At 54.6% G+C, this 25908-nt stretch carries 24 protein-coding genes; 17 read left to right on the top strand and 7 right to left on the bottom strand.

Annotation, left to right across the window (positions count from 1 at the left end; all coding sequences use genetic code 11):
* Positions 1-6: 6 nt before the first annotated feature.
* Both kdsD and ACO0U8_RS08755 read right to left on the bottom strand, forming a co-directional pair.
* Positions 7-993 carry an arabinose-5-phosphate isomerase KdsD gene (kdsD, locus tag ACO0U8_RS08760; RefSeq protein WP_056776264.1) on the bottom strand — a complete coding sequence of 329 codons (987 nt, stop codon included), beginning with the start codon at positions 991-993 and terminating at the stop codon, positions 7-9.
* Positions 994-1012: 19 nt separating this feature from the next.
* Positions 1013-1990 carry a calcium/sodium antiporter gene (locus tag ACO0U8_RS08755; protein WP_056776267.1) on the bottom strand — a complete coding sequence of 326 codons (978 nt, stop codon included), beginning with the start codon at positions 1988-1990 and terminating at the stop codon, positions 1013-1015.
* Positions 1991-2327: 337 nt separating this feature from the next.
* Here ACO0U8_RS08755 and mlaF point away from each other — a divergent pair, with 337 nt between their 5' ends.
* The 7 genes from mlaF (at position 2328) to murA (ending at position 7243) form a co-directional block, all read left to right on the top strand.
* Complete coding sequence (mlaF, locus tag ACO0U8_RS08750) at positions 2328-3131, top strand: phospholipid ABC transporter ATP-binding protein MlaF (RefSeq protein ID WP_056776271.1); 804 nt, start codon at positions 2328-2330, stop codon at positions 3129-3131.
* Positions 3132-3146: 15 nt separating this feature from the next.
* Positions 3147-3929 (top strand): lipid asymmetry maintenance ABC transporter permease subunit MlaE, encoded by a 783-nt coding sequence (gene mlaE / locus ACO0U8_RS08745; protein ID WP_112169205.1) that lies wholly within the window; start codon positions 3147-3149, stop codon positions 3927-3929.
* A 4-nt stretch (positions 3930-3933) separates the two neighbouring features.
* Positions 3934-4506, top strand: a complete 573-nt coding sequence (mlaD, locus tag ACO0U8_RS08740; protein WP_056777186.1) for an outer membrane lipid asymmetry maintenance protein MlaD — start codon at positions 3934-3936, stop codon at positions 4504-4506.
* A gap of 39 nt (positions 4507-4545) precedes the next feature.
* Positions 4546-5178, top strand: a complete 633-nt coding sequence (gene mlaC, locus ACO0U8_RS08735; RefSeq protein WP_056776278.1) for a phospholipid-binding protein MlaC — start codon at positions 4546-4548, stop codon at positions 5176-5178.
* Positions 5175-5492 carry a lipid asymmetry maintenance protein MlaB gene (mlaB, locus tag ACO0U8_RS08730; RefSeq protein ID WP_056776282.1) on the top strand — a complete coding sequence of 106 codons (318 nt, stop codon included), beginning with the start codon at positions 5175-5177 and terminating at the stop codon, positions 5490-5492. The genes mlaC and mlaB overlap by 4 nt, the downstream gene beginning before the upstream one ends.
* 166 nt (positions 5493-5658) lie before the next feature.
* A complete protein-coding gene (gene ibaG, locus ACO0U8_RS08725; RefSeq protein ID WP_056776285.1) occupies positions 5659-5913 on the top strand; it encodes a BolA family iron metabolism protein IbaG in 255 nt (84 codons plus the stop codon).
* Positions 5914-5983: 70 nt separating this feature from the next.
* Entirely contained in the window at positions 5984-7243 is a 1260-nt protein-coding gene (murA, locus tag ACO0U8_RS08720; protein ID WP_122094450.1) for a UDP-N-acetylglucosamine 1-carboxyvinyltransferase, read from the top strand.
* A gap of 74 nt (positions 7244-7317) precedes the next feature.
* On the opposite strand, the gene degS is transcribed toward murA, so the two are convergent.
* The 3 genes from degS to zapG form a co-directional block, all read right to left on the bottom strand.
* Positions 7318-8385, bottom strand: a complete 1068-nt coding sequence (gene degS / locus ACO0U8_RS08715) for an outer membrane-stress sensor serine endopeptidase DegS (protein ID WP_056776293.1) — start codon at positions 8383-8385, stop codon at positions 7318-7320.
* An 87-nt stretch (positions 8386-8472) separates the two neighbouring features.
* Complete coding sequence (gene degQ / locus ACO0U8_RS08710; protein WP_056776298.1) at positions 8473-9840, bottom strand: serine endoprotease DegQ; 1368 nt, start codon at positions 9838-9840, stop codon at positions 8473-8475.
* A gap of 161 nt (positions 9841-10001) precedes the next feature.
* Positions 10002-10403, bottom strand: coding sequence for a Z-ring associated protein ZapG (gene zapG / locus ACO0U8_RS08705; RefSeq protein WP_056776302.1), 402 nt, complete (start codon positions 10401-10403; stop codon positions 10002-10004).
* A gap of 285 nt (positions 10404-10688) precedes the next feature.
* Between zapG and zapE the strand changes: the two genes are divergently transcribed.
* The 10 genes from zapE to nanK all read left to right on the top strand — a co-directional run bounded on the left by zapE (position 10689) and on the right by nanK (position 19703).
* Complete coding sequence (zapE, locus tag ACO0U8_RS08700) at positions 10689-11825, top strand: cell division protein ZapE (protein WP_414071723.1); 1137 nt, start codon at positions 10689-10691, stop codon at positions 11823-11825.
* A gap of 318 nt (positions 11826-12143) precedes the next feature.
* Positions 12144-12572, top strand: coding sequence for a 50S ribosomal protein L13 (gene rplM, locus ACO0U8_RS08695; RefSeq protein ID WP_013577239.1), 429 nt, complete (start codon positions 12144-12146; stop codon positions 12570-12572).
* Positions 12573-12588: 16 nt separating this feature from the next.
* The gene (gene rpsI / locus ACO0U8_RS08690) at positions 12589-12981 is read left to right on the top strand and encodes a 30S ribosomal protein S9 (protein WP_056776311.1); all 393 of its coding nucleotides are present in this window, start codon (positions 12589-12591) and stop codon (positions 12979-12981) included.
* A gap of 380 nt (positions 12982-13361) precedes the next feature.
* A complete protein-coding gene (gene sspA / locus ACO0U8_RS08685; RefSeq protein ID WP_056776315.1) occupies positions 13362-14003 on the top strand; it encodes a stringent starvation protein SspA in 642 nt (213 codons plus the stop codon).
* Between the two features lie 3 nt (positions 14004-14006).
* Entirely contained in the window at positions 14007-14501 is a 495-nt protein-coding gene (gene sspB, locus ACO0U8_RS08680; protein ID WP_056776320.1) for a ClpXP protease specificity-enhancing factor, read from the top strand.
* Between the two features lie 178 nt (positions 14502-14679).
* Entirely contained in the window at positions 14680-15462 is a 783-nt protein-coding gene (locus ACO0U8_RS08675) for a transcriptional regulator NanR (RefSeq protein WP_421670622.1), read from the top strand.
* 181 nt (positions 15463-15643) lie between these two features.
* The gene (nanA, locus tag ACO0U8_RS08670; protein ID WP_421670621.1) at positions 15644-16543 is read left to right on the top strand and encodes an N-acetylneuraminate lyase; all 900 of its coding nucleotides are present in this window, start codon (positions 15644-15646) and stop codon (positions 16541-16543) included.
* A gap of 89 nt (positions 16544-16632) precedes the next feature.
* Positions 16633-18123 (top strand): MFS transporter, encoded by a 1491-nt coding sequence (locus ACO0U8_RS08665; RefSeq protein ID WP_421670620.1) that lies wholly within the window; start codon positions 16633-16635, stop codon positions 18121-18123.
* A gap of 18 nt (positions 18124-18141) precedes the next feature.
* Complete coding sequence (locus ACO0U8_RS08660; protein WP_421670619.1) at positions 18142-18831, top strand: N-acetylmannosamine-6-phosphate 2-epimerase; 690 nt, start codon at positions 18142-18144, stop codon at positions 18829-18831.
* Positions 18828-19703 (top strand): N-acetylmannosamine kinase, encoded by an 876-nt coding sequence (nanK, locus tag ACO0U8_RS08655; protein ID WP_421670618.1) that lies wholly within the window; start codon positions 18828-18830, stop codon positions 19701-19703. Before ACO0U8_RS08660 ends, nanK begins: the two co-directional genes overlap by 4 nt.
* 65 nt (positions 19704-19768) lie before the next feature.
* Here the strand turns inward: nanK and ACO0U8_RS08650 are convergent, their stop codons facing one another.
* Entirely contained in the window at positions 19769-21187 is a 1419-nt protein-coding gene (locus tag ACO0U8_RS08650; protein ID WP_056776343.1) for a glutamate synthase small subunit, read from the bottom strand.
* A gap of 9 nt (positions 21188-21196) precedes the next feature.
* Entirely contained in the window at positions 21197-25654 is a 4458-nt protein-coding gene (gene gltB / locus ACO0U8_RS08645) for a glutamate synthase large subunit (RefSeq protein WP_056776347.1), read from the bottom strand.
* Positions 25655-25908: the final 254 nt, after the last annotated feature.

Genomic DNA, 25908 nt, shown 5'->3' with positions numbered 1-25908 from the left:
CCTCAATTAAACTACGCCAGCGCGCAGCATGTCGTGCATATGTAACACACCTAACAATTGGTCACCATCGGCAACCATCACACAGGTAATGTGTTTTTCCTGCATTAAATTCAGTGCATCGACCGCCAGCAGGGAAGGGCGCACGCGCACGCCGCCGGTAGTCATCACTTCGGCAATGGACGCGTTATTGATATTGACGCCCATGTCGAAAATGCGGCGTAAGTCACCGTCGGTAAAGATCCCTTCGATTTTCATTAAATCGTCGCAGATGACGGTCATCCCCAAATTCTTGCGGGTAATTTCCAGCAGGGCATCACGCAGAGACGCATCGCGGCTGACGTGCGGGATTTCGTCACCGGAGTGCATGATATCGCTCACGCGCAGCAAGAGCTTGCGACCGAGTGCTCCGCCAGGGTGAGAAAGGGCGAAATCTTCCGGTGTGAAGCCGCGCGCTTCCAGCAACGCGACGGCCAGCGCATCGCCCATCACCAGCACGGCGGTAGTGCTGCTGGTCGGGGCCAGCCCGAGCGGGCAGGCTTCTTTCGGAACACGCACGCAAAGGTGTACATCGGCGGCTTTTCCCATGGTACTTTCGGGATTGGCGGTCATGCAGATAAGCGTGATGTCCAGGCGTTTTAATACCGGGATCAGCGACAGAATCTCGTGCGCTTCGCCGGAGTTGGAGATCAGGATCACGACGTCTTGTTTGGACACCATGCCCAAATCGCCGTGGCTGGCTTCGCCCGGATGTACAAAGAACGCCGGTGTGCCGGTGCTGGCGAAGGTCGCGGCCATCTTGCGGCCGATGTGACCTGATTTACCCATCCCCATCACCACGACTTTGCCGGTACAGGCGAAAATCATTTTACAGGCGCGCGTGAAATCGCCATTAATGTATTGATCTAACTGCTCAAGTCCTTCACGTTCTGTTTTCAGCACTTCACGTCCGACAGCCTGGAAATCAAAGTCGGAGGCGAGGGTATCGTTAGCCATAGTCAATTCCTGACAGAGTTCAAAGGCCGATGCTGTCCGGTTGAAGGAACAGCACTGCCATATAGGCGATAAATCCACAGAGTAATAGTGCGCCCGCAACGTGACCGATACGATGTTTGCGCATCAGGCACAGACCGGAGAGCACGATACTGACCGCCAGCATCACCCAGTAATCGCGATGAAACGCATCCGGGTTGAACGAGCCTGGCGCCACCAGCGCGGGTAATCCCAGCACCAGACAGGTATTAAAGATATTCGCGCCGATGATATTACCCAGCGCGATGTCATCTTCACCTTTGATGGCACCGGCAATAAACGTCGCCAGTTCCGGCAGGCTGGTCCCGATGGCGATGACCGTCAGGCCAATCACCAGCTCGCTGACACCAAAATAACGTGCAATAACCGTACTGTTGTCGACAATCATCCCGGACGCCAGCGGCATGATGATAAAGCCCAATGCCAGCCATAAAAACGCCACGGTATTACTGCTGTCGGAAGGAAGCTCAGACATCTGCTCGTAAGTCAGCGTATCCAGCCCTTCTTTTTCGGCCGCGCGGGCAATTTTTATCGCCAGCATCATAAACGCGGCGGCACTGGCCAGCAGCAAAACACCGTCAAAGCGACTAAGCTCTCCGTCACTTAACAGAAAACCACACAGCCCTGTGACCAGTAACAATAGAGGGAGTTCGCGGCGTAATATATCAGAACGAACGGAAAGTGGATGAATCAGGGCTGCACCGCCCAAAATCAGAAGAATATTAATGATATTTGAACCAATTGCGTTTCCAACCGCCAAATCCATTTGATCATTGATGGCGGCGGTGGTGGAAACGACCAGCTCCGGAAGGGATATGCCGACACCGACTACGGTAATGCCGATGATAAGCGGCGGCATGCCCATCGAGCGTGCTAATACTGCGGCTCCGTACACCAGACGATCGGCGGCATAAACAAGAAGTAAGAGGCCGACAATCATCAGTACGATAGCGAGAAGCATGCAACATCCTTTATTGGGTATAATGCGAGGTTCGTTGCCCGTTCAGGCAGGCGATTCCTTCATCAACATAAGTTAAGGCAATATTTTGTACGAAAACGGCGCCAGCAGGTTCCTGTATGTTAGACGATGAAGGCTTTTATCATAAAATGGTAATTCGTTGATTTTGACCGTCTGTGGCGGAAAAGTAAATCGATGGCAACTTTGGTAACGAAACTGGGGTAAGTTTTTGTAAAAATACCAAAGTTATACAACACGGCTTGCGGGCCAGACGTATTCTTAGCGAAAGTAATTTAAGCGGAAGTCGTCTTTAGCGAAGGCATTCCGAAGGGATAAACGAATGAGTCAAAGCGAGTCGAATCTGGTTGAGATCAAAGGCATGAGTTTTGTGCGCGGCGATCGTCCCATTTTCGAAGAGATAAACATGACGGTCCCACGGGGTAAAATTACCGCCATTATGGGGCCTTCAGGGATCGGTAAAACGACGTTGCTGCGCCTTATCGGCGGTCAGCTGACGCCTGACAGCGGTGAAATCTGGTTCGACGGAGACAATATTCCCACTCTTTCGCGCCGCAAGCTTTATGAATCCCGCAAGAAAATGAGCATGTTGTTTCAGTCCGGTGCATTGTTTACTGACCTCAATGTGTTCGAGAATGTGGCGTTTCCGCTGCGCGAACACAGTAAATTGCCCGAAGCGTTATTGCGCAGTACCGTGACCATGAAACTGGAAGCGGTGGGTTTGCGCGGTGCCGGCGAACTGATGCCTGCTGAACTCTCCGGTGGGATGGCGAGGCGTGTTGCCCTGGCGCGTGCGATAGCACTCGACCCGGAACTGATCATGTTCGATGAACCCTTTGTGGGACAGGATCCGATCACCATGGGTGTCCTGGTCAAGCTGATTGACGAGCTGAACCATGCGCTGGGTGTCACCTGTATCGTGGTTTCCCATGATGTGCCTGAAGTTCTGAGCATCGCGGATTATGCGTATATCGTGGCTGCGCAACATGTCATTGCTGAAGGAACGCCTGAGGAGCTGCAAAACAATCCTGATCCGCGCGTTCGCCAGTTCCTTGACGGTATCGCCGATGGACCGGTGCCTTTCCGTTTCCCGGCCGGTGATTACAAAGCAGAGTTGCTCGGATAATGGAGTTTCCTATTTATGTTAACTAAGGCGCTCGCCTCAGTCGGACGTCGCGGGATACAAACCTGCGTGTCTTTTGGCCGTGCGGGCCTGATGCTCTTTCGGGCATTGGTCGGTAAGCCACAATTCGCCAAGCAGTGGCCTTTGCTGATTAAGCAACTCTACAGCGTGGGCGTGCTTTCCCTGTTGATTATCCTGGTGTCCGGTCTGTTTATCGGCATGGTGCTGGGATTACAGGGCTATCTGATTTTAACCACCTACAGCGCTGAAGCCAGCCTGGGCATGATGGTCGCGCTCTCTTTGCTGCGCGAACTGGGCCCGGTGGTCACCGCGTTACTGTTTGCCGGGCGCGCCGGGTCTGCATTAACCGCAGAGCTGGGTCTGATGAAAGCGACAGAACAAATCTCCAGTCTCGAAATGATGGCGATCGATCCGCTGCGCCGCGTTGTGGCACCGCGTTTCTGGGCCGGTCTGATTTCCATGCCTCTGCTGACAGCGATTTTTGTCGCGGTGGGGATTTGGGGCGGATCGCTGGTCGGTGTTGACTGGAAAGGGATCGACAGCGGTTTCTTCTGGTCAGCGATGCAAACCGCTGTAGACTGGCGGACTGACTTGCTTAACTGTCTGATTAAAAGCCTTGTTTTCGCTATCACCGTGACCTGGATTGCGCTGTTCAACGGCTATGATGCGATACCGACATCCGAAGGGATCAGCCGGGCAACGACACGTACTGTAGTGCATTCGTCACTGGCGGTGCTGGGATTAGATTTTGTGCTGACAGCACTGATGTTTGGAAATTAAAATCATGCAAACGAAAAAGAGTGAAATCTGGGTAGGCGCATTTTTGATTATCGCATTGATTGCGGTGGTTTTCCTGTGCCTTAAAGTGGCGGATATCCGCTCTATCGGTTCGGATCCGACCTACCGAATCTCTGCGGACTTCGACAACATCGGTGGCCTGAAAAGCGGCTCGCCGGTGAAAGTGGGTGGCGTCGTTATCGGCCGCGTCAGCAGCATTACGCTCGATAAAAACTACTCTCCGCGTGTCGAAATGGACATCGACCAGAAATACAACCAGATCCCGAGCACCAGTACGCTGGCTATCCGTACCTCCGGTTTATTAGGCGAACAATTCCTGGCGCTGAACATTGGTTTTGAAGACCCGGAAATGGGAACGACTATCCTTAAAAATGGTGGCGTGATTCAGGACACCAAATCGGCGCTGGTTCTCGAAGATTTGATTGGACAGTTCCTGTACAAGAGCGGTGATGGCAAGGCGGATCCTGATGCGGGTGATACCACCGCTGCGCCAGCGTCAGAAGAGAAGACCGCGCCAGCACCTGACGCGAACACGGCTCCGCAACCGGCTGCCCATTAAGAATTGGCTCACGGATTCTCCACAAAAGAGGAAATAAGTATGTTTAAACGTTTAGTTATCGCTGCGCTGCTGGTGGTTATGGCCCCGATGGCCAATGCTGCTGTGGATAAAACCAATCCGTACAGCGTGATGAATGAAGCGGCGAGCAAGACTTTCACCCGCCTCAAAAATGAACAGCCAAAAATCAAGCAGGATCCTAACTACCTGCGTCAGGTCGTGCGTGACGAACTGCTGCCTTACGTGCAAATCAAATATGCCGGTGCACTGGTGTTAGGCCGTTATTATCAGCAGGCGACGCCTGCACAGCGTGATGCTTACTTCGCTGCGTTCAGCGACTACCTGCAACAGGCTTACGGCCAGGCGCTGGCGCTGTACAACGGCCAGAGTTATCAGGTTCAGCCTGAACAGTCTTACGCCGACAAAGACATTATCGCTATCCGCGTGACCATTACCGATCCAAACGGTCGTCCTCCGATTCGCCTGGACTTCCAGTGGCGTAAAAACAGCCGTACCGGTGAGTGGCAGGCTTATGACATGATCGCCGAAGGCGTCAGCATGATTTCCACCAAGCAAAACGAATGGGCGGATATCCTGCGTCAGAAAGGGATTGATGGACTGACTGCGCGTCTGAAACAGGCTGCAGCACAACCGATTACTCTGGACCAAAAATGAGTGACGCACTGCGCTGGGAATGCCAGCCGCCCCTGCTGACATTGCATGGCGACCTGGATCGCGAAACGCTGTTACCGGTCTGGGATGCGCGTAAAACGCTGCTCGCTGGCGTGACGCGTCTGGATGTTTCCGGTCTGGCGCGTGTGGATTCTTCCGGCCTGGCGTTGCTGGTACATCTGCGTCAGGAGGCCAGCCAGCAAGGTGCGTCCCTGACCGTGGAAGGCATCACCGATCGGCTGAGTACGCTTATCGCGCTGTACAACCTTCAGGACATTATTCCGGCCAACACCGACGCAGTGTCGGTGAGTCAATAATAGTGAATGGTTACGGCAAGTTAGCGATGCTGCCGTGAACCCCTGACGTCATGACCTCAAAGCCCCTGTGCGAAACTCTTCCTCAGGGGCTTTTTCGTGGTTTAAGATTTGCCCCGATCCCTATAAGATACCGGGCTGTTATGATCCTTCAGAAGAATTGATCCCTATGGAAACGAATGAAATTAAAGACGTGCTGATGAACGCATTGGCACTGGAAGAAGCACACATTACTGGCGATGGCAGTCATTTTCAGGCCATTGTCGTTGGTGCGATGTTTGATGGCATGAGCCGCGTGAAAAAACAGCAGACCGTTTACGCCCCGCTGATGGAATACATCGCCGACAATCGAATTCATGCACTGTCTATCAAGGCGTATACCCCTGAAGAATGGGCGCGTGACCGTAAACTGAGTGGGTTATAAGACTGTCGGGCATCCGGCAGCTTCCTCGTCTTTGACTTGTATTTGAACCTCATAAAAGAGAGCAGTCACAATGGATAAATTCCGTGTACAGGGTGGGACTCGCTTAAGTGGCGAAGTCACCATCTCTGGTGCAAAAAATGCAGCACTTCCTATTTTGTTTGCCGCACTGCTTGCTGAAGAGCCGGTTGAACTTCAGAACGTTCCTTATCTGAAAGACATCGATACCACGATCAAACTGCTCGGTCAGTTGGGTACCAAAATTGAACGCAACGGTTCTGTGTTTGTTGATGCCAGCGGTGTGAATGAGTTTTGTGCGCCGTACGACTTAGTGAAAACCATGCGTGCCTCCATCTGGGCGCTGGGTCCGCTGGTCGCGCGTTTTGGTCGCGGTCAGGTTTCCCTGCCGGGTGGCTGTGCGATTGGCGCACGTCCGGTTGACCTGCACATCAGCGGTCTGGAACAGCTTGGCGCAACGATCGTGCTGGAAGAAGGCTATGTGAAAGCTTCTGTTGATGGCCGCCTGAAAGGCGCGCACATCGTGATGGATAAAGTCAGCGTGGGCGCGACGGTAACCATCATGAGTGCGGCGACACTGGCCGAAGGCACCACCATTATTGAAAACGCCGCGCGTGAGCCGGAAATTGTCGATACTGCCAACTTCCTCAATACGCTGGGCGCGAACATCACTGGCGCAGGCACCGATAAGATCACCATCGAAGGCGTTGCACGTCTGGGTGGCGGTGTTTACCGCGTGGTACCTGATCGCATCGAAACCGGGACTTTCCTGGTGGCGGCGGCGATTTCCGGTGGCAAAGTCACCTGCCGCGAAGCCCGCCCTGATACGCTGGATGCCGTTCTGGCAAAACTGCGTGAAGCGGGTGGCGATGTCGAAGTGGGCGAAGACTGGGTCAGTCTGGACATGCATGGTAAACGCGCCAAAGCCGTCACTTTCCGTACCGCGCCTCACCCTGGCTTCCCGACTGACATGCAGGCGCAGTTCAGCCTGCTGAATCTGGTGGCTGAAGGGACCGGCGTGATCACCGAGACAATCTTCGAAAACCGCTTCATGCACGTGCCTGAGCTTATCCGTATGGGTGCTCACGCTGAAATTGAAGGCAGCACCCTGATTTGTCATGGTGTTGAGAAACTGTCAGGTGCTCAGGTGATGGCGACCGATCTGCGTGCATCAGCCAGCCTGGTTCTGGCGGGTTGTATCGCTGAAGGCGTAACCGTGGTTGACCGTATTTATCACATCGACCGTGGTTACGAGCGTATCGAAGATAAATTGCGTCAGCTGGGCGCTAAAATCGAGCGCTTTAAAGGCGAGTAATGACTCAGGCCTGAAGCAATAAAAAAGCCGGAAGGGGAAACCTTTCCGGCTTTTTGTTTGTGTAATATCTGCGGTCAGTGGTCGGGATATTCCTGCACCGTGACGTGCAGCGTCAGCTTGTCGCCGTTTCGCATAATTTCTACCGGGATCACCGTGCCAGGGCGTATTTCTGCCACCTGGTCCATCGTTTCAATGGCGGAGACGGCAGGCTTATTATTGACGTTTACAATCACGTCACTGACCTTCATACCGGCATTCGCCGCCGGACCGTTTGCCGTCACTTCGTTCACGACGATGCCCTGAATACGATCCAGCCCGCTGTTCGGCCCGTGCAGAGGAGATACTTCCCGTCCGCTGATGCCGATATAACCGCGGATCACACGCCCGTCGCGGATCAATTTGCCCATCACTTTGGTTGCAAGAGCCGTCGGGATTGCGAAGCCAATGCCTTCGGGCGTCGCGCCGTCATTGCTCTGGTCAAAGGATAATGTATTGATGCCCACCAGTTCACCCAGTGAGTTCACCAGCGCCCCGCCGGAGTTACCCTGGTTGATTGATGCGTCGGTTTGCAGGAAGTTCTGGCGGCCGGATGGGCTGAGGCCGATACGGCCCGTGGCGCTGATGATGCCCTGCGTCACTGTCTGGCCGAGGTTGTACGGGTTACCGATCGCCATAACAATATCGCCGACGTGCGGATTACGGTTCGGGTTGATCGGGATAACCGGCAGATTACCGGCGTTGATTTTCAGCACCGCGAGGTCAGTCAGGCTGTCGGAACCGACCAGCAATGCTTCAAAAACCCGGCCATCCTGCAATGCGACGATGATCTGATCGGCATTGTTGATCACATGTTTGTTGGTGAGGATATAACCGCTGTCATTCATGATCACACCGGAGCCCAGCGTGCGGATCTGTAATTCGTTTTGCGAGCTGTTGCCCATGTTGCGGTTGTACACATTGACTACCGCGGGCGCAGCGTGGCGTACACCGGCGTTATAGCTGACCGGTTCTTCGCTGGTTTGATTGAAGTTACGCTCAAAAAGCGGTTCTGTGATCTTTTTACGCAGCATAGGGACCGCCGCCAGCAAAAGGCCGGCAACAATCAGTCCGATAATGGCGGATCTCAATAGCTTAACAAACATGAGTGTATGGGGTGCGAGATGAAAAGTGACTGAAGAATAGCACGACTTAATCGGACGCAGCAGCATCTGCGTCCGATTTTCAACGCTTTACGGCATCAGCAGGTACATATTTTGCCCTTTGCGCAGAATGCTCAGGGCGATCAGGTCCGGTTTGGTTTCAAGGATCTTGCGCAAGGCTGCCAGATTGTCGATGGGTTCACGGTTAACACCGATGATCACATCGTCTTTCTCCAGGCCCACCTGCTCTGCCGGTGTGCCTTTCTTCACGTCATCGACCTGAACACCTTTGCCTGTCTTAGCATCCACATCACTGAGCGTAACGCCCTGTAAGGCCGGGTTGATTTTCTCGATGCTGACTTCCACAGCCGGGCTCTGGGCCAGTGTGACACTCACCGTCATCGGTTTGCCTTCACGCAGTAAACCAATTTGCATCACGACGCCCGGACCGGCAGTACCGACTTTGGCGCGCAGTTCTGCGAAGCTGCTGAGCGTTTTACCCTGCAACGTAATCAGCACGTCACCGGATTTAATGCCCGCTTTGGCTGCCGCAGAATCTGGCAGCACTTCATTGACGAAGGCCCCACGCTGACTGTCCAGCTTGAAGGCCTGCGCCAGTTCTGGGGTCATTTCACTGCCACGGATGCCCAGCAGGCCGCGTTTGACCTCGCCAAACTCAATCAGCTGATGGCTCAGATTTTTCGCCATGTTCACCGGGATCGCAAACCCAATACCGACGCTGCCACCCTGAGAAGAGATGATTGCGGTATTGATCCCGATGAGTTCACCTTTCAGGTTAAGCAATGCACCACCGGAATTCCCCCGGTTAATGGAGGCATCGGTCTGGATAAAGTTCTCCAGCCCTTCGAGATTCAGCCCGCTGCGCCCGAGTGCCGAGACGATACCGGAGGTGACGGTTTGCCCAAGCCCGAACGGGTTACCTACTGCGACGGCAAAATCGCCGACCTGCAAGGCATCAGAATCAGCCATTGCGATTTGCGTCAGGTTTTTCGCATCAATCAGTTGAATCACGGCGATATCTGACTGGTCATCTTTACCAATCAGTTTTGCCTTGTACTCACGGCCATCGTTGAGCTGGACGGTGATTTTGTCTGCATTGTTCACAACGTGATTGTTGGTCAGAACGTAACCTTTTGCGGCATCAATGATCACGCCGGAGCCCAGCCCTTCAAACGGCTGTGCACCCTGATTAGGCTCAGGATCTTGCTGACCAAAGAAGAATTTGAACTCCGGAGGAACGTCAGTGCTTGGCGGTTGCGTTCCGGAAACCTGAACGCCGACGACCGCGGGCAAGACTTTTTCAAGCATCGGCGCCAGACTTGGCAGCGGTTGCCCTTGTACAGCCATTGGCAAAGCGGCACTTGCCATCGGCGCAGAAGCGAAGGTTAATCCAAGGCTAACAGCTAACACACTGAGCAAAAATGACTTTTTCTTCATCAGGATAACTCTCTCGCTTTCTGTAATGGGCGTCTATTACGGACAATCGAACGATGATTCACAGCACGGGAAGGGTCAGGTCTGGAGAACGGTGCATGCGCAGGGCATGCACCGTATTTGTCCCGGCGCCGGAGAACTGCGGGGCCGGGCAATCGCGTCTGTTATTTGCGAACAGGACGCTCGCCACGCAGCAGACCCGATGCACCATCGGAGTAATCGCGTGGCATCTGCACAGGTGCTTGATCGTTATCGGCTTCAGAACCGGTCAGACGGTAGTTGAACGGATTATCTTGCTGTGGCAAGTCCGGCAACAGGTTGTTGGAGCTCTTCGCCATGTGCTGATAAAGCTGACGGTAATCCGTCGCCATGTTATCGAGCAGTTCTGCGCTGCGCGCAAAGTGGCCTGTCAGTTCCTGACGGTATTCGTCGAGTTCTGCTTTGCTTTTCTCCAGCTCATTTTTCATCACTTGCTGATCGCGTAATTGACGATTGCCAAAGCGCATCGCCACCGCACCAATCGCGATACCGACCACTAATCCAATGAGTGCATACTCCCAGGTCATAATGACTCCTATTTTGACTTCGTTGTCCCGCAGGGCTTTTTCACGTAACTTTTATGACTTAACTTTTTTACACAATGGTTTTAACGTAATTGTCACACGCATTCGTCATGCAATAGCTCCACTATAACCGTTAACCTTGTCCGAGTGGAATCCTGCCGTCACAATCACCGCAGCCCGACGCTTTTTTCACGCGCAGACTGAGGGTAAAAGCGGCGAACAGACGGCAAAAAAGCGGCGAAACGACGTGAAAAACGTAAAATTTTTTTCTCAGGGACGTTAACTAACATGCAACCCAAATCACCCCTTATCCTTTATCAGAACGCCGTAGATGCCGGAGAGTTCCAGCCGGACGCCGTTCAGAAGCAGGCCGTCGCCCAGCTCGATGCCATTTATCAGGCGCTGAGTGCCAACACTGCGCCCACCGCTCAACCCGCCAGCCGGGGAGGCCTGCTCGGTCGCCTGTTCGGTAAAGCACCGGTAAAAACCGCGCAACGACCGGTTCAGGGCTTATATATGTGGGGCGGAGTAGGGCGAGGCAAGACCTGGCTGATGGATCTTTTTTTCCACAGTTTGCCGGGCGAACGCAAACTGCGGCTGCACTTCCACCGCTTTATGTTACGCGTGCATCAGGAACTGACCCAGCTTCAGGGGCAGGAAGATCCGCTGGAAGTGATCGCCGACCGCTTTAAAGCAGAAACCGATGTGTTGTGTTTCGATGAATTCTTTGTTTCCGATATCACCGATGCCATGCTGCTGGCGACGCTACTGCAGGCGCTTTTTGCCCGTGGTATTACGCTGATCGCCACCTCCAACATTCCGCCGGATTTGCTGTACCGTAACGGGCTGCAACGTGCACGTTTCCTGCCAGCCATTGATCTGATTAAAGAATACTGCGACGTACTTAACGTTGATGCAGGAATCGATTACCGTCTGCGCACGCTGACGCAGGCGAATCTGTGGCTGTCACCGGCGGGAGCGCAAACCGCCGATGCGATGCACTCCATGCTTGGAAAACTGACCGGAAACCACAGTGGCTCCGCCAATGAACGGCCTGTGCTGGAAGTGAATCATCGCCCGATGCAGGCCATTGCGGCGGTCGATGGCGTCCTGGCGGTGGAGTTCCATACGCTGTGTGAAGAAGCCCGCAGCCAGCTCGATTACATCGCACTGTCGAAAATCTATCACAGCGTGTTGTTGCATAATGTCCCGGTGATGGGAGCCGACAGTGAGAATGCCGCCCGCCGTTTTCTGGCGCTGGTCGATGAATTCTATGAACGCCACGTGAAACTGGTGATCTCCGCTGCGGTGCCAATGTTTGAAATTTATCAGGGCGAGCGGTTGAAATTCGAATACCAGCGCTGCCTGTCGCGACTGCAGGAGATGCAAAGTGAGGAATATCTGAAGCGGCCTCATCTGCCCTGATTGTTATCTGATTATTTTTTGTGCTATTTGTGATATAAAAGACCCGGTACAGCCTGCATAGCGAACCTTCAGACGGCCCTGAGGGAAATCTTCCTTTTTGTCGAAAAAGGGTTCGATTTTTGCAGGAGACTTCTCTATAATCTTGCGACCCCACGTTACTACAAAGTTTTTTTCCCGAAACTTTATAAGTGCCAGCATTGGCTATTCGAAGGGGTAGGTTTGCTGGACGATGGTCGTGTGAACCTCAAATACTTATTTTATAAACAAGTAAGCGTTCGGGTGTTCGCCAACGTGTAACTTTAATTGGGTAAGCTTTTAATGAAAACTTTTACAGCTAAACCGGAAACCGTACAACGTGACTGGTTCGTAGTTGACGCTACCGGCAAGACCTTAGGTCGCCTGGCCACTGAACTGGCCCGCCGTCTGCGTGGCAAACATAAAGCGGAATACACTCCGCACGTTGATACTGGTGATTACATCATCGTTCTGAACGCAGAAAAAGTTGCTGTAACCGGCAACAAGCGTAACGACAAGATTTATTACCATCACACCGGCCACATCGGTGGTATCAAGCAAGCGACCTTTGAAGAGATGATCGCTCGCCGTCCTGAACGCGTGATCGAGCTCGCGGTTAAAGGCATGTTGCCAAAGGGCCCGTTGGGTCGTGCAATGTACCGTAAAATGAAAGTTTACGCGGGTAACGAGCACACTCATGCGGCGCAACAACCGCAAGTTCTTGACATTTAATTCGGGATTATAGGCAATGGCTGAAAATCAATACTACGGCACTGGTCGCCGCAAAAGCTCCGCCGCTCGTGTTTTCATCAAACCGGGTAGTGGTAACATCGTAATCAACCAGCGTAGCCTGGAACAGTACTTTGGTCGTGAAACTGCCCGCATGGTAGTTCGTCAACCACTGGAACTGGTCGATATGGTTACTAAATTTGACCTGTACATCACTGTTAAAGGTGGTGGTATCTCCGGTCAGGCTGGCGCTATCCGTCACGGTATCACCCGTGCACTGATGGAATATGACGAAAATCTGCGTGGCGAACTGCGTAAAGCAGGCTTCGTTACTCGCGATGCTCGTCAGGTTGAACGTAAGAAAGTCGGCCTGCGTAAAGCACGTCGTCGTCCTCAGTTCTCCAAGCGTTAATTTTCTGCTGCTCATGCAGCACAGTGCTACGGCACGAAAATCAACGTCAAAAACCCGGTGCTACACCGGGTTTTTTTATGCCCGTCATTCCGCCAGGGCGTGTGTAAAACAGGCATTAATGATTTTCAGACACACAATTCACCACGAAATCATCTCGCCGTCCCCACAGCACGCGTAAAATCTGGTAAACTATCACACACTTTTGTGCCTATTCGCCGAGCAGTTGACGTTGCCGCGCTTCCTGGTTGGGTTCGCCCTGCCAACGGTTGTCTATGAAACTACGGAACAAAAACTGCAGGCTGGCGATAAAATGATTGTTCAGGATAGCAGCCTGACAGTTGGCTATTCGCTGTATAATTCTAGATAACTTGGAGGTTTTCATGGCTGTCGCTGCCAACAAACGTTCGGTAATGACGCTGTTTTCCGGCCCGACCGACATTTTTAGCCATCAAGTACGTATCGTACTGGCCGAAAAAGGTGTCAGTGTCGAGATTGAGCAGGTTGAGATGGATCACCTGCCGCAGGATCTTATTGACCTCAACCCCTATCGCACCGTGCCAACGCTGGTCGATCGTGAGCTGACCCTGTTCGAATCCCGCATCATCATGGAATACCTTGATGAGCGCTTCCCGCATCCACCACTGATGCCGGTTTATCCGGTTGCACGTGGTGAGAGCCGTCTGATGATGCACCGCATCGAAAACGACTGGTACTCTCTGATGCGTCAGGTTGAACAAGGTACTGCTGCTGAAGCTGATGCAGCACGTAAGCAGTTGCGCGAAGAGCTGCTGGCGATTGCGCCAATCTTCTCTTACATGCCTTATTTCAAAAGCGAAGAGTTTAGCCTGGTCGATTGCTACCTGGCACCGCTGTTATGGCGTCTGCCAGAGCTGGGTATTGAGCTGTCCGGTACCGGTTCTAAAGAGCTGAAAGGCTACATGACCCGCGTATTCGAACGTGATGCATTCCTGGCTTCTCTGACCGAACCCGAGCGCGAAATGCGTTTGCATACACGAGGTTAAGGTATGGAGATGAACGACATGTCTCCGCGCCGGCCTTACCTGTTGCGGGCCTTTTATGAGTGGTTACTCGATAACCAGCTCACTCCGCACCTGGTGGTTGATGTCACGATGCCCGGCGTCATGGTTCCGATGGAGTTTGCTCGTGACGGACAAATTGTTCTGAACGTTGCACCTCGCGCCGTCGGTAATCTTGAACTGGGTAATGACGATGTACGTTTCAACGCCCGCTTTGGCGGTGTGCCGCGTAATGTGTTCGTGCCGATTGCCGCTGTACTGGCGATTTATGCCCGTGAAAACGGGGCTGGAACCATGTTCGAGCCTGAGCCGGCTTACGAAGCTGAAGGTGCCTTCGCGGGTAACCTGAGCAACGATGAGACATCAGAACCGACTATGTCAGTGATTGACGGTGATTTACCGGATGTCACGGAAGAAGGCCCTGATGACGAGCCACCTGCGCCACCACGCGGTGGACGCCCGGCATTACGCGTCGTTAAGTAACACGTCGTCGAATGAACCCAGGTTTTCTGTAAAGCCTGACAAAAACCCTGCGTTGATACGCGGGGTTTTTTATTGCCTGTCCCTGCCTGTGTCTCCTTTCGCCAGTGCGTAATGGCTGTGTTATGATTCAAAATTATTCGCGCATACCTTTCATTCTTAAAGGTCTTATTCTGACGCTATGAGCACATTTGACGATCAGCCCCCGGAGACGACAGACACCATCGGCCATGCGATGCGTCGCCGACCGCTTGCGCGCAAGAAGCTGTCCGATATGGTGGAAGAAGAGCTGGAACAAATGATCCGCAGGCGCGAATTTGCTGAAGGTGAGCAACTTCCTTCAGAACGCGAACTGATGACATTTTTCAACGTTGGCCGCCCCTCCGTACGTGAAGCGCTGGCGGCGCTTAAACGTAAAGGGCTGGTGCAGATCAGCAACGGCGAGCGGGCGCGGGTGTCACGTCCTTCGGCTGACACCATCATCAGTGAATTATCCGGCGTGGCGACAGACTTCCTCGCGCGCCCTGAAGGGATTACGCATTTCGAGCAGTTGCGGATGTTTTTCGAATCCAGCCTGGTGCGTTACGCCGCAGAATTTGCCACCGACGAGCAGATTGCCCGACTGGGCAAAGCGCTGGAAATGAACAGCCAGTCGCTTGATGACAACGATCTTTTCATCCGCTCTGATATTGAATTCCACCGTGAACTGGCTGAAATCCCGGCGAACCCGATCTTCATGGTCGTGCATGTGGCTTTGCTGGACTGGCTGATTGCGGCGCGTCCTTCCGTGCCTCAGGAAGAGCTGCACGCGCATAACAACGTTAGTTATCAGCAGCATATCGACATCTTCAGGGCTATTGAGGCGCGTGATCCTGATGCCGCCGATGCCGCGCTGAAAACGCATCTCAAAAGCGTCTTCGCGGCGTATTACGCGTCATCGGCGAAGCGCGGATCGAAGAAGTAATCATTTCTGAACTGGGATCTTCCCCGCACTCTCTTTGATCACCTCTGATCAGCCATCACTATTTCCTATGGTCGGGATCACATTCTGAACCTTCCGTTGTATTGTGTTTGTTTTTTGGTCTGGTATAACAGGTATAAAGGTATATCGACTTGCCTGATAACCCAATAACCAAGAGGCGTTTATGAAACAGAATCTGCGGGGCGTGATGCCGGCATTGCTCACTCCTTTTAATCAGCAACAACAAGTGGACACCGACAGCCTGCGCCGTCTGGTACGTTTCAATATTGAGCAGGGGATCGATGGCCTGTACGTTGGTGGTTCTACCGGCGAAGCTTTTCTGCAAAGCTCTCAGGAACGTGAGCAGGTGCTGGAAATCGTGGCGGAAGAAGCGAAAGGCAAGGTGACGTTAATTGCCCACGTCGGTGCCATCAGTACCCGTGAAAGCCAGACGCTGGCTGCCGCCGCACACCGTTACGGCTTTGATGCCGTCTCCGCCGTGACGCCTTTCTACTATCCTTTCAGCTTCAATGAACATTGCGACCACTACCGTGCGGTCACGGATTCCGCCGAAGGCCTGCCGATGGTGGTCTATAACATTCCGGCCCTCAGCGGCGTGAAACTGACGCTGGATCAGATCGACACGCTGATCAAACTACCCGGCGTGGGCGCACTGAAACAAACTTCCGGCGATTTGTATGAAATGGAAAGAATCCGCCGCGCGCATCCTGATTTGGTGCTCTACAACGGTTATGACGAAATCTTCGCATCCGGCCTGCTGGCAGGTGCCGATGGCGGAATAGGCAGTACCTATAACGTGATGGGCTGGCGCTATATGGCGATCAAAAAAGCCGTGCTGGAAGGGGATGTGCCGCGGGCAATGCATTTGCAAAGTGAATGCAACAAGGTCATCGACCTGCTGATAAAAACGGGCGTTTTCCGCGGCCTGAAAACGATTCTGCATTACATGGATATCGTGGCCGTGCCGCTGTGCCGCAAACCTTTTGCGCCGGTCGATGAACAATATTTGCCGGCGCTTAAAGCGCTGGCGGCGCAACTTCAGGCAGAACGTAGCGCGTTCTGACGCCTGATGCCGGGCTTTCCGGCATCAACAATTCTTTATCAGTCCTTACCAAAGGGCGGGTTGATGCAAACCCGCCCCGGGGGTGATTTATGCGTAACAATGCCCGACAGATCTCATGGTTTCGCCATTTGACTAAACCGCAATGGAAAGCATTTTCGGCCGCCTGGATTGGCTACCTTTTGGATGGTTTTGATTTTGTTCTGATCGCCTTAGTGCTGACAGAAATTAAAAGCGAGTTCGACCTGACCGGCGTTCAGGCGGCGAGTCTGATTTCTGCGGCGTTTATCTCCCGCTGGTTTGGCGGATTACTGCTTGGCGCCATGGGCGACCGTTATGGTCGCAAACTGGCGATGATCACCAGTATCGTGTTGTTTTCTGTCGGGACGCTCGCCTGCGGTTTTGCGCCGGGCTTCACGGTGATGTTTTTCGCACGCCTGATTATCGGCATGGGCATGGCGGGAGAATACGGCTCAAGTGCCACCTATGTTATTGAAAGCTGGCCAAAGCATTTACGCAACAAAGCCAGCGGATTTCTGATTTCCGGCTTCTCGGTGGGGGCGGTGATTGCCGCGCAGGTTTACAGCCTGGTGGTGCCGGTCTGGGGCTGGCGCGCCCTGTTTTTCATCGGCATCTTGCCGATTATTTTCGCCCTCTGGTTGCGTAAAAATATTCCGGAAGCGGAAGACTGGCAGGCGAAATTCGCCCATAAGCAACCGACCAAAACCATGGTGGATATTCTCTATCGCGGCAAACATCGGGTCGTCAACGTCGGTATGACGATTGTCGCGGCCACTGCGTTGTATTTCTGTTTTGCCGGCGATGTGGGCAGCGCCGCAGTGATTGCCATACTGGGGCTGATGTGTGCGGCTGTCTTCATCAGCTTTATGGTGCAGAGTAGCGGCAAACGCTGGCCGACCGGCGTTACGCTCATGGTCGTGGTCTTCTTTGCCTTCCTCTATTCGTGGCCGATCCAGGCGCTGTTACCGACGTATTTGAAAACCGAACTGGCCTATTCACCGACGCTGGTGGCTCACGTGCTGTTCTTCAGCGGTTTTGGCGCAGCGGTAGGGTGCTGCGTGGGCGGTTTCCTCGGCGACTGGCTGGGAACGCGCAAAGCGTACGTGTACAGCCTGCTGGCCTCGCAGCTGCTTATTATTCCGGTCTTTGCGATCGGCGGCGGAAATATCTGGGTGTTGGGATTACTGTTATTCCTGCAACAAATGTTGGGTCAGGGCATCTCCGGCATTCTGCCTAAACTGATTGGCGGTTATTTCGATACCGAGCAGCGTGCGGCCGGGCTGGGCTTTACCTACAACGTCGGCGCGCTGGGCGGCGCTCTGGCACCGGTTATCGGGGTGGCGATTGCCCAGCGTCTGGATCTCGGCACTGCGCTGGCGTCCTTGTCTTTCGGGCTGACGTTCGTGGTGATCCTGCTGATCGGGCTGGATATGCCGTCACGCGTTCAGCGCTGGATCCACCCTGAAACCGTGCGGACGCATGACACCATTGATGGCAAACCTTTCAGCGGTGCGGTGAAAGTGAAGCCGGAAAACACCAAGAGCGGATTGATCAGAAACTGAATTTTGCAGGGAGTTTATATGTCATTGCTTGAAACACTGGATACACAGATTTCACAGGCTGGCGGATTGATTGTCTCCTGCCAGCCGGTTCCCGGCAGCCCGCTGGATAAGCCTGATATTGTGGCCGCCATGGCGCTGGCAGCAGAGCAGGCCGGTGCGGTGGCGCTGCGCATTGAAGGTATTGAGAATCTCAGAGCCACTCATGCTCGGGTGTCGGTACCGATCATCGGCATTATCAAACGCGACCTGCCAGATTCACCGGTGCGTATCACGCCTTTTCTGGCCGATGTGGATGCGCTGGCAGGCGCAGGAGCCAGCATCATTGCGTTTGACGGTACACAGCGTGAAAGGCCGGTGGCGGTGGCGGAACTGCTGGAGCGCATTCATCAGCATCACCTGCTGGCAATGGCGGATTGTTCCAGCGTGCAGGACGGACTGGATTGTCACCGGCTGGGGGCTGACATCATCGGTACGACGCTGTCAGGTTATATCACGGCGCAAACACCGGAAGAGCCGGATCTGGCCCTAGTGAAAGCGCTGAGCCATGAAGGATGCCGCGTGATTGCCGAAGGGCGCTATAACGCGCCTGCGCTGGCGGCTCAGGCGATGCAAAATGGCGCGTGGGCGGTCACCGTCGGTTCGGCAATCACCCGCCTTGAGCATGTCTGCCAGTGGTTCCGGGATGAAATCGTGAAGGTCGCGAAATGACCACGCTGGTGATCGATATCGGAGGCACCAAGCTGGCGGCGGCGCTGGCGGGCCCCGATCTCACTCTCACCGGACGGCGGGAAATCCCGACGCCTGCCAGTAAAACGCCCGATGCCTTGCAGGCTGCGCTGGCGGAACTGGTCGCGCCGCTGGTTTCACAGGCGCAGCGGGTCGCGGTCGCTTCTACCGGTATCATCAGGCAGGGCGTTCTCACGGCGCTGAACCCGGATAATCTCGGCGGCCTCAGCCATTTTCCGCTGGTGGAGGTGATCTCCCGGCTGACGCAACTGCCGTGCATGGCCGTCAATGACGCGCAGGCGGCTGCGTGGGCGGAATATCACGCCCTTTCGGCGGATATCACTGACATGGTCTTTCTCACTGTCTCGACCGGTGTGGGCGGGGCAATGATCAGTGGCGGAAAATTGCTGACAGGAACGCAGGGGCTGGCGGGGCATTTCGGCCACACGCTGGCAGATCCGCAGGGGCCACACTGTGGCTGTGGCAGGACGGGTTGCGTGGAGGTGATGGCGTCAGGGCGAGGCATCGCCAGCGCAGCGCGTGATGATTTAGCCGGTTGCACAGCTAAACAGATTTTCGCTCATGCGGCGGCAGGGCATCCGCAAGCGGGGGCATTAATCCAGCGTTCAGCCAGGGTGCTGGCAAGATTAATCGCGGATATCAAAGTAGCGACGGATTGTCAGTGCGTGGTTTTGGGCGGAAGTATTGGTCTGGCAGAAGGCTATTTGGCGCAGGTGAAAACGTTTCTTAATGAAGAGCCGGAGGTTTACCGTGTCACGCTTTTGATGGCAAAACATCAGCACGATGCCGGTTTGCAGGGTGCCGCCTTACTGGCGCAGGAGATGGAGTTTTAGTTTCAGCCCGCTCAAAAACAACGGGGCTGCCATCGCTGGCAGCCCCGTTTTCATGACAGAGTGGATCAGACTTCGAGGAAGTTCATGATGCCTTCTGCCGCTTTACGGCCTTCGGCAATCGCCGTGACCACCAGATCTGATCCGCGAACCGCATCGCCACCGGCGAAGATTTTCGGGTTGCTGGTCTGGAAGGCGTTGTCGCTGCCTTCAGGTGCCAGAATGCGGCCCTGAGTATCCAGCTCAACATCGTGCGCTGCCAGCCATTCCATTTTGTGAGGGCGGAAACCAAACGCCATCACCACGGCATCGGCTTCCATCACATGTTCGGAACCCGCGACGATTTCTGCACGACGGCGGCCATGAGCATCCGGCGCGCCAAGTTCGGTACGCGCCATACGCACGCCACAGACGCGGCCTGAATCGTTCAGTTCGATGCTCAGCGGTTGCAGGTTGAATTTGAAATCCACCCCTTCTTCGCGCGCATTCTTCACTTCACGACGTGAACCCGGCATGTTCTCTTCATCACGACGGTACGCACAGGTCACATGCGTTGCGCCCTGACGAATTGACGTACGCACGCAGTCCATCGCGGTGTCACCACCGCCGAGAACCACCACGCGCTTCTTATCCATCGTCACGTAAGGCTCTTCCTGACTGTCATCGTAACCCATCAGTTGCTTGGTGTTGGCGATGAGGAACGGCAGGGCATCGTACACGCCCGGCGCATCTTCGTTCGCCAGACCACCGCGCATGGACTGATAAGTCCCGACGCCGAGGAACACAGAATCGTATTCTGCCAGCAGAGCGTCGATGGTGATGTCTTTACCGACTTCAGTATTGAGCTGGAATTCGATCCCCATCTCCGTGAAGATTTCACGACGCTTGGTCATCACCGATTTTTCCAGCTTGAAGGCAGGAATGCCGAAAGTCAGCAGGCCGCCGATTTCCGGATGGCGATCGTAAACCACTGCTTTCACACCGTTACGGGTCAGGACGTCAGCGCAAGCCAGGCCTGCCGGACCTGCGCCGATAATCGCCACGCGTTTGCCGGTAGGATGCACATGAGACATATCCGGACGCCAGCCCATTTCGATGGCTTTATCGCTGATGTAGCGCTCGATGTTACCGATGGTTACCGCACCAAACTCGTCGTTCAGGGTACAGGAACCTTCGCACAGTCTGTCCTGAGGACAAACGCGTCCGCAAACTTCCGGCAGGCTGTTGGTCTGGTGCGCGAGGTCGGCGGCTTCCATGATGCGACCTTCGTTTGCCAGTTTCAGCCAGTTCGGAATGTAGTTGTGAACCGGGCATTTCCATTCGCAATAAGGGTTACCGCAGGACAGACAGCGGTCTGCCTGTGATGCAGCCTGAGTTGCTGAGAACGGCTCGTAAATTTCCACAAACTCAATTTTACGGATCTTCAGCGCTTTTTTAGGCGGATCAACACGCTGTAAGTCGACAAATTGATAAACGTTTTGACTCATCTTAACCTCTTACTGCGCTTGTACCCGCAGCTCAGCTGCGGAACGACTACGGTGACCCAACAATGCTTTGACATCACTGGACTTCGGTTTTACCAGAGCAAATTTCGCTGCCCATTCAGGCCAGTTCGCCAAAATTTCTTCACCACGGGCCGAGGCGGTCAACTGTACGTGTTCGATGATCAAACCGCGCAGATGCTCTTCATGGATAGCCAGATCGGCCACTTCCAGGACTTCAACCAGTTCCGGGTTAACGCGTTTGCGGAATTCGCCGTCTTCATCAAGAACGTAAGCGAAGCCACCGGTCATGCCTGCGCCGAAGTTGACGCCGGTACGACCGAGCACACACACAATACCGCCGGTCATGTATTCACAACCGTTATCGCCGATGCCTTCAACCACGGTGATGGCACCGGAGTTACGCACGGCGAAACGTTCACCCGCACGGCCCGCTGCAAACATTTTGCCGCCGGTAGCGCCGTACAGGCAGGTGTTACCGATGATGCTGGCTTCGTGGCTGCGGAACGCTGAACCTATTGGTGGACGGATGGCAATGCGGCCACCGGCCATGCCCTTGCCCACGTAGTCGTTCGCGTCGCCGGTCAGCATCAAATCGACGCCGCCTGCGTTCCAGACGCCGAAGCTCTGGCCCGCGGTGCCGTTGAAGTTAATGCGCACCGGATCTGCCGCCATACCCTGATCGCCATGTTTCTCAGCAATCGCACCGGACAACATGGCGCCGACAGAGCGGTCAGTGTTGCGGATATCGAAGTAGAACGCTTTGCTCTGCTTGGAATCGATGTGCGGCGCAGCCTGCTCCAGAATGTCTTTGTTCAGCTGACCCTTATCGAACGCCGGGTTGCTTTCGGTGCAGTACACCGCTTTGCCTTCATGCGGCGTGGCGGTTGCCAGCATCGCAGAAAGATCCAGACTGTTTTGTTTGGCGGTGAAGCCATCCAGCTCGGTCAGCAGATCGGTACGACCAATCAGATCGACCAGCTGGCTCACGCCCAGTTCGGCCATGATTTCACGGGTTTCCTGCGTGATGAACTTGAAGTAGTTCACTACGCGTTCTGGCAGGCCGTGATAATGGTTGCGACGCAGTTTATCGTCCTGAGTTGCCACGCCGGTTGCGCAGTTATTCAGGTGGCAAATACGCAGGTATTTACAGCCCAGTGCGACCATAGGGCCGGTACCGAAACCGAAGCTTTCTGCGCCCAGAATCGCCGCTTTGATGATGTCGAGGCCAGTTTTCAGGCCGCCATCCACCTGCAGACGGATTTTATGACGCAGGCCGTTGGCGACCAGTGCCTGCTGTGTTTCCACCAGACCCAGTTCCCACGGACAACCGGCGTATTTCACCGAAGACAGCGGGCTTGCGCCGGTGCCGCCATCGTAGCCGGCGATGGTGATGAGATCCGCATAGGCTTTCGCCACGCCGACGGCGATAGTGCCGACGCCCGGTTCAGAAACCAGCTTCACCGAAATCATGGCTTTCGGGTTGACCTGTTTCAGGTCGAAAATTAGCTGCGCCAGATCCTCGATAGAATAGATATCGTGGTGCGGCGGTGGAGAAATCAGGGTCACGCCCGGCACGGAATAACGCAGTTTCGCGATGTACGGCGTCACTTTGTCACCCGGCAACTGGCCGCCTTCGCCTGGTTTTGCACCTTGTGCGACTTTGATCTGAATAACGTCAGCATTCACCAGATACGCCGGTGTTACACCGAAACGACCGGAAGCGACCTGCTTAATACGGGACACTTTATTGGTGCCGTAACGCGCCGGATCTTCGCCGCCTTCGCCGGAGTTAGAACGCCCGCCGATGCTGTTCATCGCTTCGGCCAGAGATTCATGCGCTTCCGGGCTTAACGCACCGATAGACATCGCCGCGGTATCGAAGCGGGTAAACAAGCCTTCCGCCGGTTCCACCTGATCCACCGGGATTGGCTGGCCTTTTGGTGTCACTTTCAACAGGTCACGCAGTGTCGCTACCGGACGCTCGTTAACCAGTTTGGCGTATTTTTTATAATCGTCGTAATCACCGCTGTTCACTGCGGTTTGCAGAGTCGTGACCACGTCCGGGTTATAAGAGTGATATTCGCCACCGTGGACAAATTTCAGCAGGCCGCCCTGATCCAGCGTTTTGCGTTTCAGCCACGCGCGTTTGGACAGGTTCAGCAGATCTTGTTCAAAATCCGTATAACCGGCACCGCCGATACGGCTGACCACGCCGTTGAAGCAGGTGTTGCACAGATCTTTTGCCAGACCGACCGCTTCAAACAGTTTGGAGCAGCGGTAAGAGGCCACGGTTGAGATGCCCATTTTGGACATGATCTTGTACAAGCCTTTGTTGATGCCGTTGCGGTAATTCAACATCACTTCACGGTATTTCTTCTCGATGACCTGAGAGTCGACCAGTTTTGCCAGGGTTTCGTAGGCCAGATACGGATAAACCGCCGTGGCACCAAAACCAATCAGCACGGCGAAATGGTGCGGGTCGCGGGCGCTGGCGGTTTCAACAATGATGTTGGCATCGCAGCGCAGGCTTTTCTCAACCAGACGCAGTTGCAGCGCGCCGACGGCCATTGGCGCAGGCAGCGGCAGGCGGTTGGCCGAAATATTTCGGTCAGACAGCACCAGTAACACGGCGCCGTTGCGGACTTTCTGCTCGCCTTCGTCACAGAGTTTCTGGACGAACTGCTCCATGTTCTGTTCGCTCGGATCGTAAGTCAGATCCAGCGTTTCCGCGCGATAATGTTTGCTGTCCAGCGTGGTGAGCTGTTTAAAGTCAGACCACAGCAGAATAGGTGATTTGAAGCTCAGACGATGCGCCTGACCTTCGGCTTCGCAGAACACGTTCATCTCGCGGCCAATGCTGGTCGCCAGAGACATCACGTGGGCTTCGCGCAGCGGATCGATTGGCGGGTTGGTCACCTGCGCAAACTGCTGGCGGAAGTAGTCATAAATAATGCGGGGACGACTGGAGAGCACGGCAAATGGCGTGTCATCACCCATCGAGCCGACGGCTTCCTGACCGTTTTCACCCAGTACGCGGATGATCTGATCAAGTTCTTCGCTGCTGTAGCCGAACTGTTTCTGGAAGGTTTCCAGCGTAGTGTCATCCAGCTCGCGGCTGCCAACCTGATCTTCCGGCAGGTCTTCGAACGGCACCAGACGCTGAACGTTTTTCTCCATCCACTCTTTGTAAGGATGACGGCCTTTCAGGTCGTTGTCGGTTTCAGCGGAGTGATGGATCTTGCCGCTGCGGGTGTCGATTACCATCAGTTCGCCAGGTCCGACGCGGCCTTTTTCGACCACTTCGTCCGGCTGATAATCCCAGATCCCGACTTCGGACGCACAGGTGATCAGCTTGTCTTTCGTGATGACATAACGCGCCGGGCGCAGACCGTTACGGTCGAGGTTACAGGCGGCATAGCGGCCATCTGACATCACGATACCGGCCGGGCCGTCCCACGGTTCCATGTGCATGGAGTTAAAGTCGAAGAACGCACGCAGATCGTTGTCCATATCCGGGTTCTGCTGCCAGGCTGGCGGCACCAGCAAACGCATCGCGCGCAGCAGATCCATCCCGCCCGCCAGGAACAGTTCCAGCATGTTATCCAGCGAGCTGGAGTCGGAGCCGGTTTCATTGACGAAAGGCGCAGCATCTTGCAGATCGGGGATCAGCGGTGTTTTAAATTTATACGCACGGGCACGCGCCCACTGGCGGTTACCGGTGATGGTGTTGATTTCGCCGTTGTGCGCCAGATAGCGGAAGGGCTGAGCCAGCTGCCAGCGCGGAACGGTGTTGGTCGAGAAGCGCTGGTGGAACAGGCAGATCGCCGATTCCAGACGCAGGTCGGCCAGGTCTAAATAGAAGCGTGGCAGATCCGCAGGCATACACAGGCCTTTATAGATCGTGACCACGTTGGAGAAACTGCACACATAGAAATCTTTATCCTGAATGCGTTTCTCAATGCGGCGGCGCGCCATATACAGGCGACGCTCCATGTCACGCGGACGCCAGCCGGCAGGCGCGTTGACAAAAATCTGTTCGATACGGGGCAGGGAGGAAAGCGCGATTTCACCGAGAACGTCCGGATTGGTCGGAACGTCACGCCAGCCCACCACGGACAGCGTTTCGTTTTGCAACTCTTCTTCAACAATGCGGCGGCTGGCAGCCGCTTCTGTTTCATCTTTGCTGAGGAATAGCATGCCGACGGCATAGTTCTTCGCCAGACGCCAGTTGCGCTCTTCGGCGATCATCCGGAAGAACCGATCCGGTTTCTGTAAATGCAGGCCACAGCCGTCGCCGGTCTTGCCGTCAGCAAGGATCGCGCCACGGTGTTGCATACGGGCCAGCGCGTGAATGGCTGTACGCACGACCTTATGGCTAGGTTCGCCTTCTATATGGGCGATCAGGCCGAAACCACAGTTGTCCCTCTCTTGGGATTTATCGTACAACATAACGTGAACCTCCCCAGGCTCTGCGAGACTCTCACACCAACCGCGAGGGGACTTATAGACAGAGATTGCTCGCATTTTCGCGCACTCTTGCGGTGCGTTGAATGCCCGGGCATCTCCGTCAAAGGCCTCTCGTGATGGTTCTCACAAGTGGTGGTTGACTTGTTTTAATGAGGGAGTCTTCAATTACTGCATAAATATGACGAGTTGCTCACCCGTCGAGATTGCTTCCAGCGGACTCCCAACTTAGCGAGAAA

This window comes from Rahnella sp. EDr1-12, from assembly GCF_049206505.1.
GTDB lineage: Bacteria > Pseudomonadota > Gammaproteobacteria > Enterobacterales > Enterobacteriaceae > Rahnella > Rahnella rivi.
Note: the sequence above shows the minus strand (reverse complement) of the source record. Positions and strands in the feature narration are given on the sequence as shown.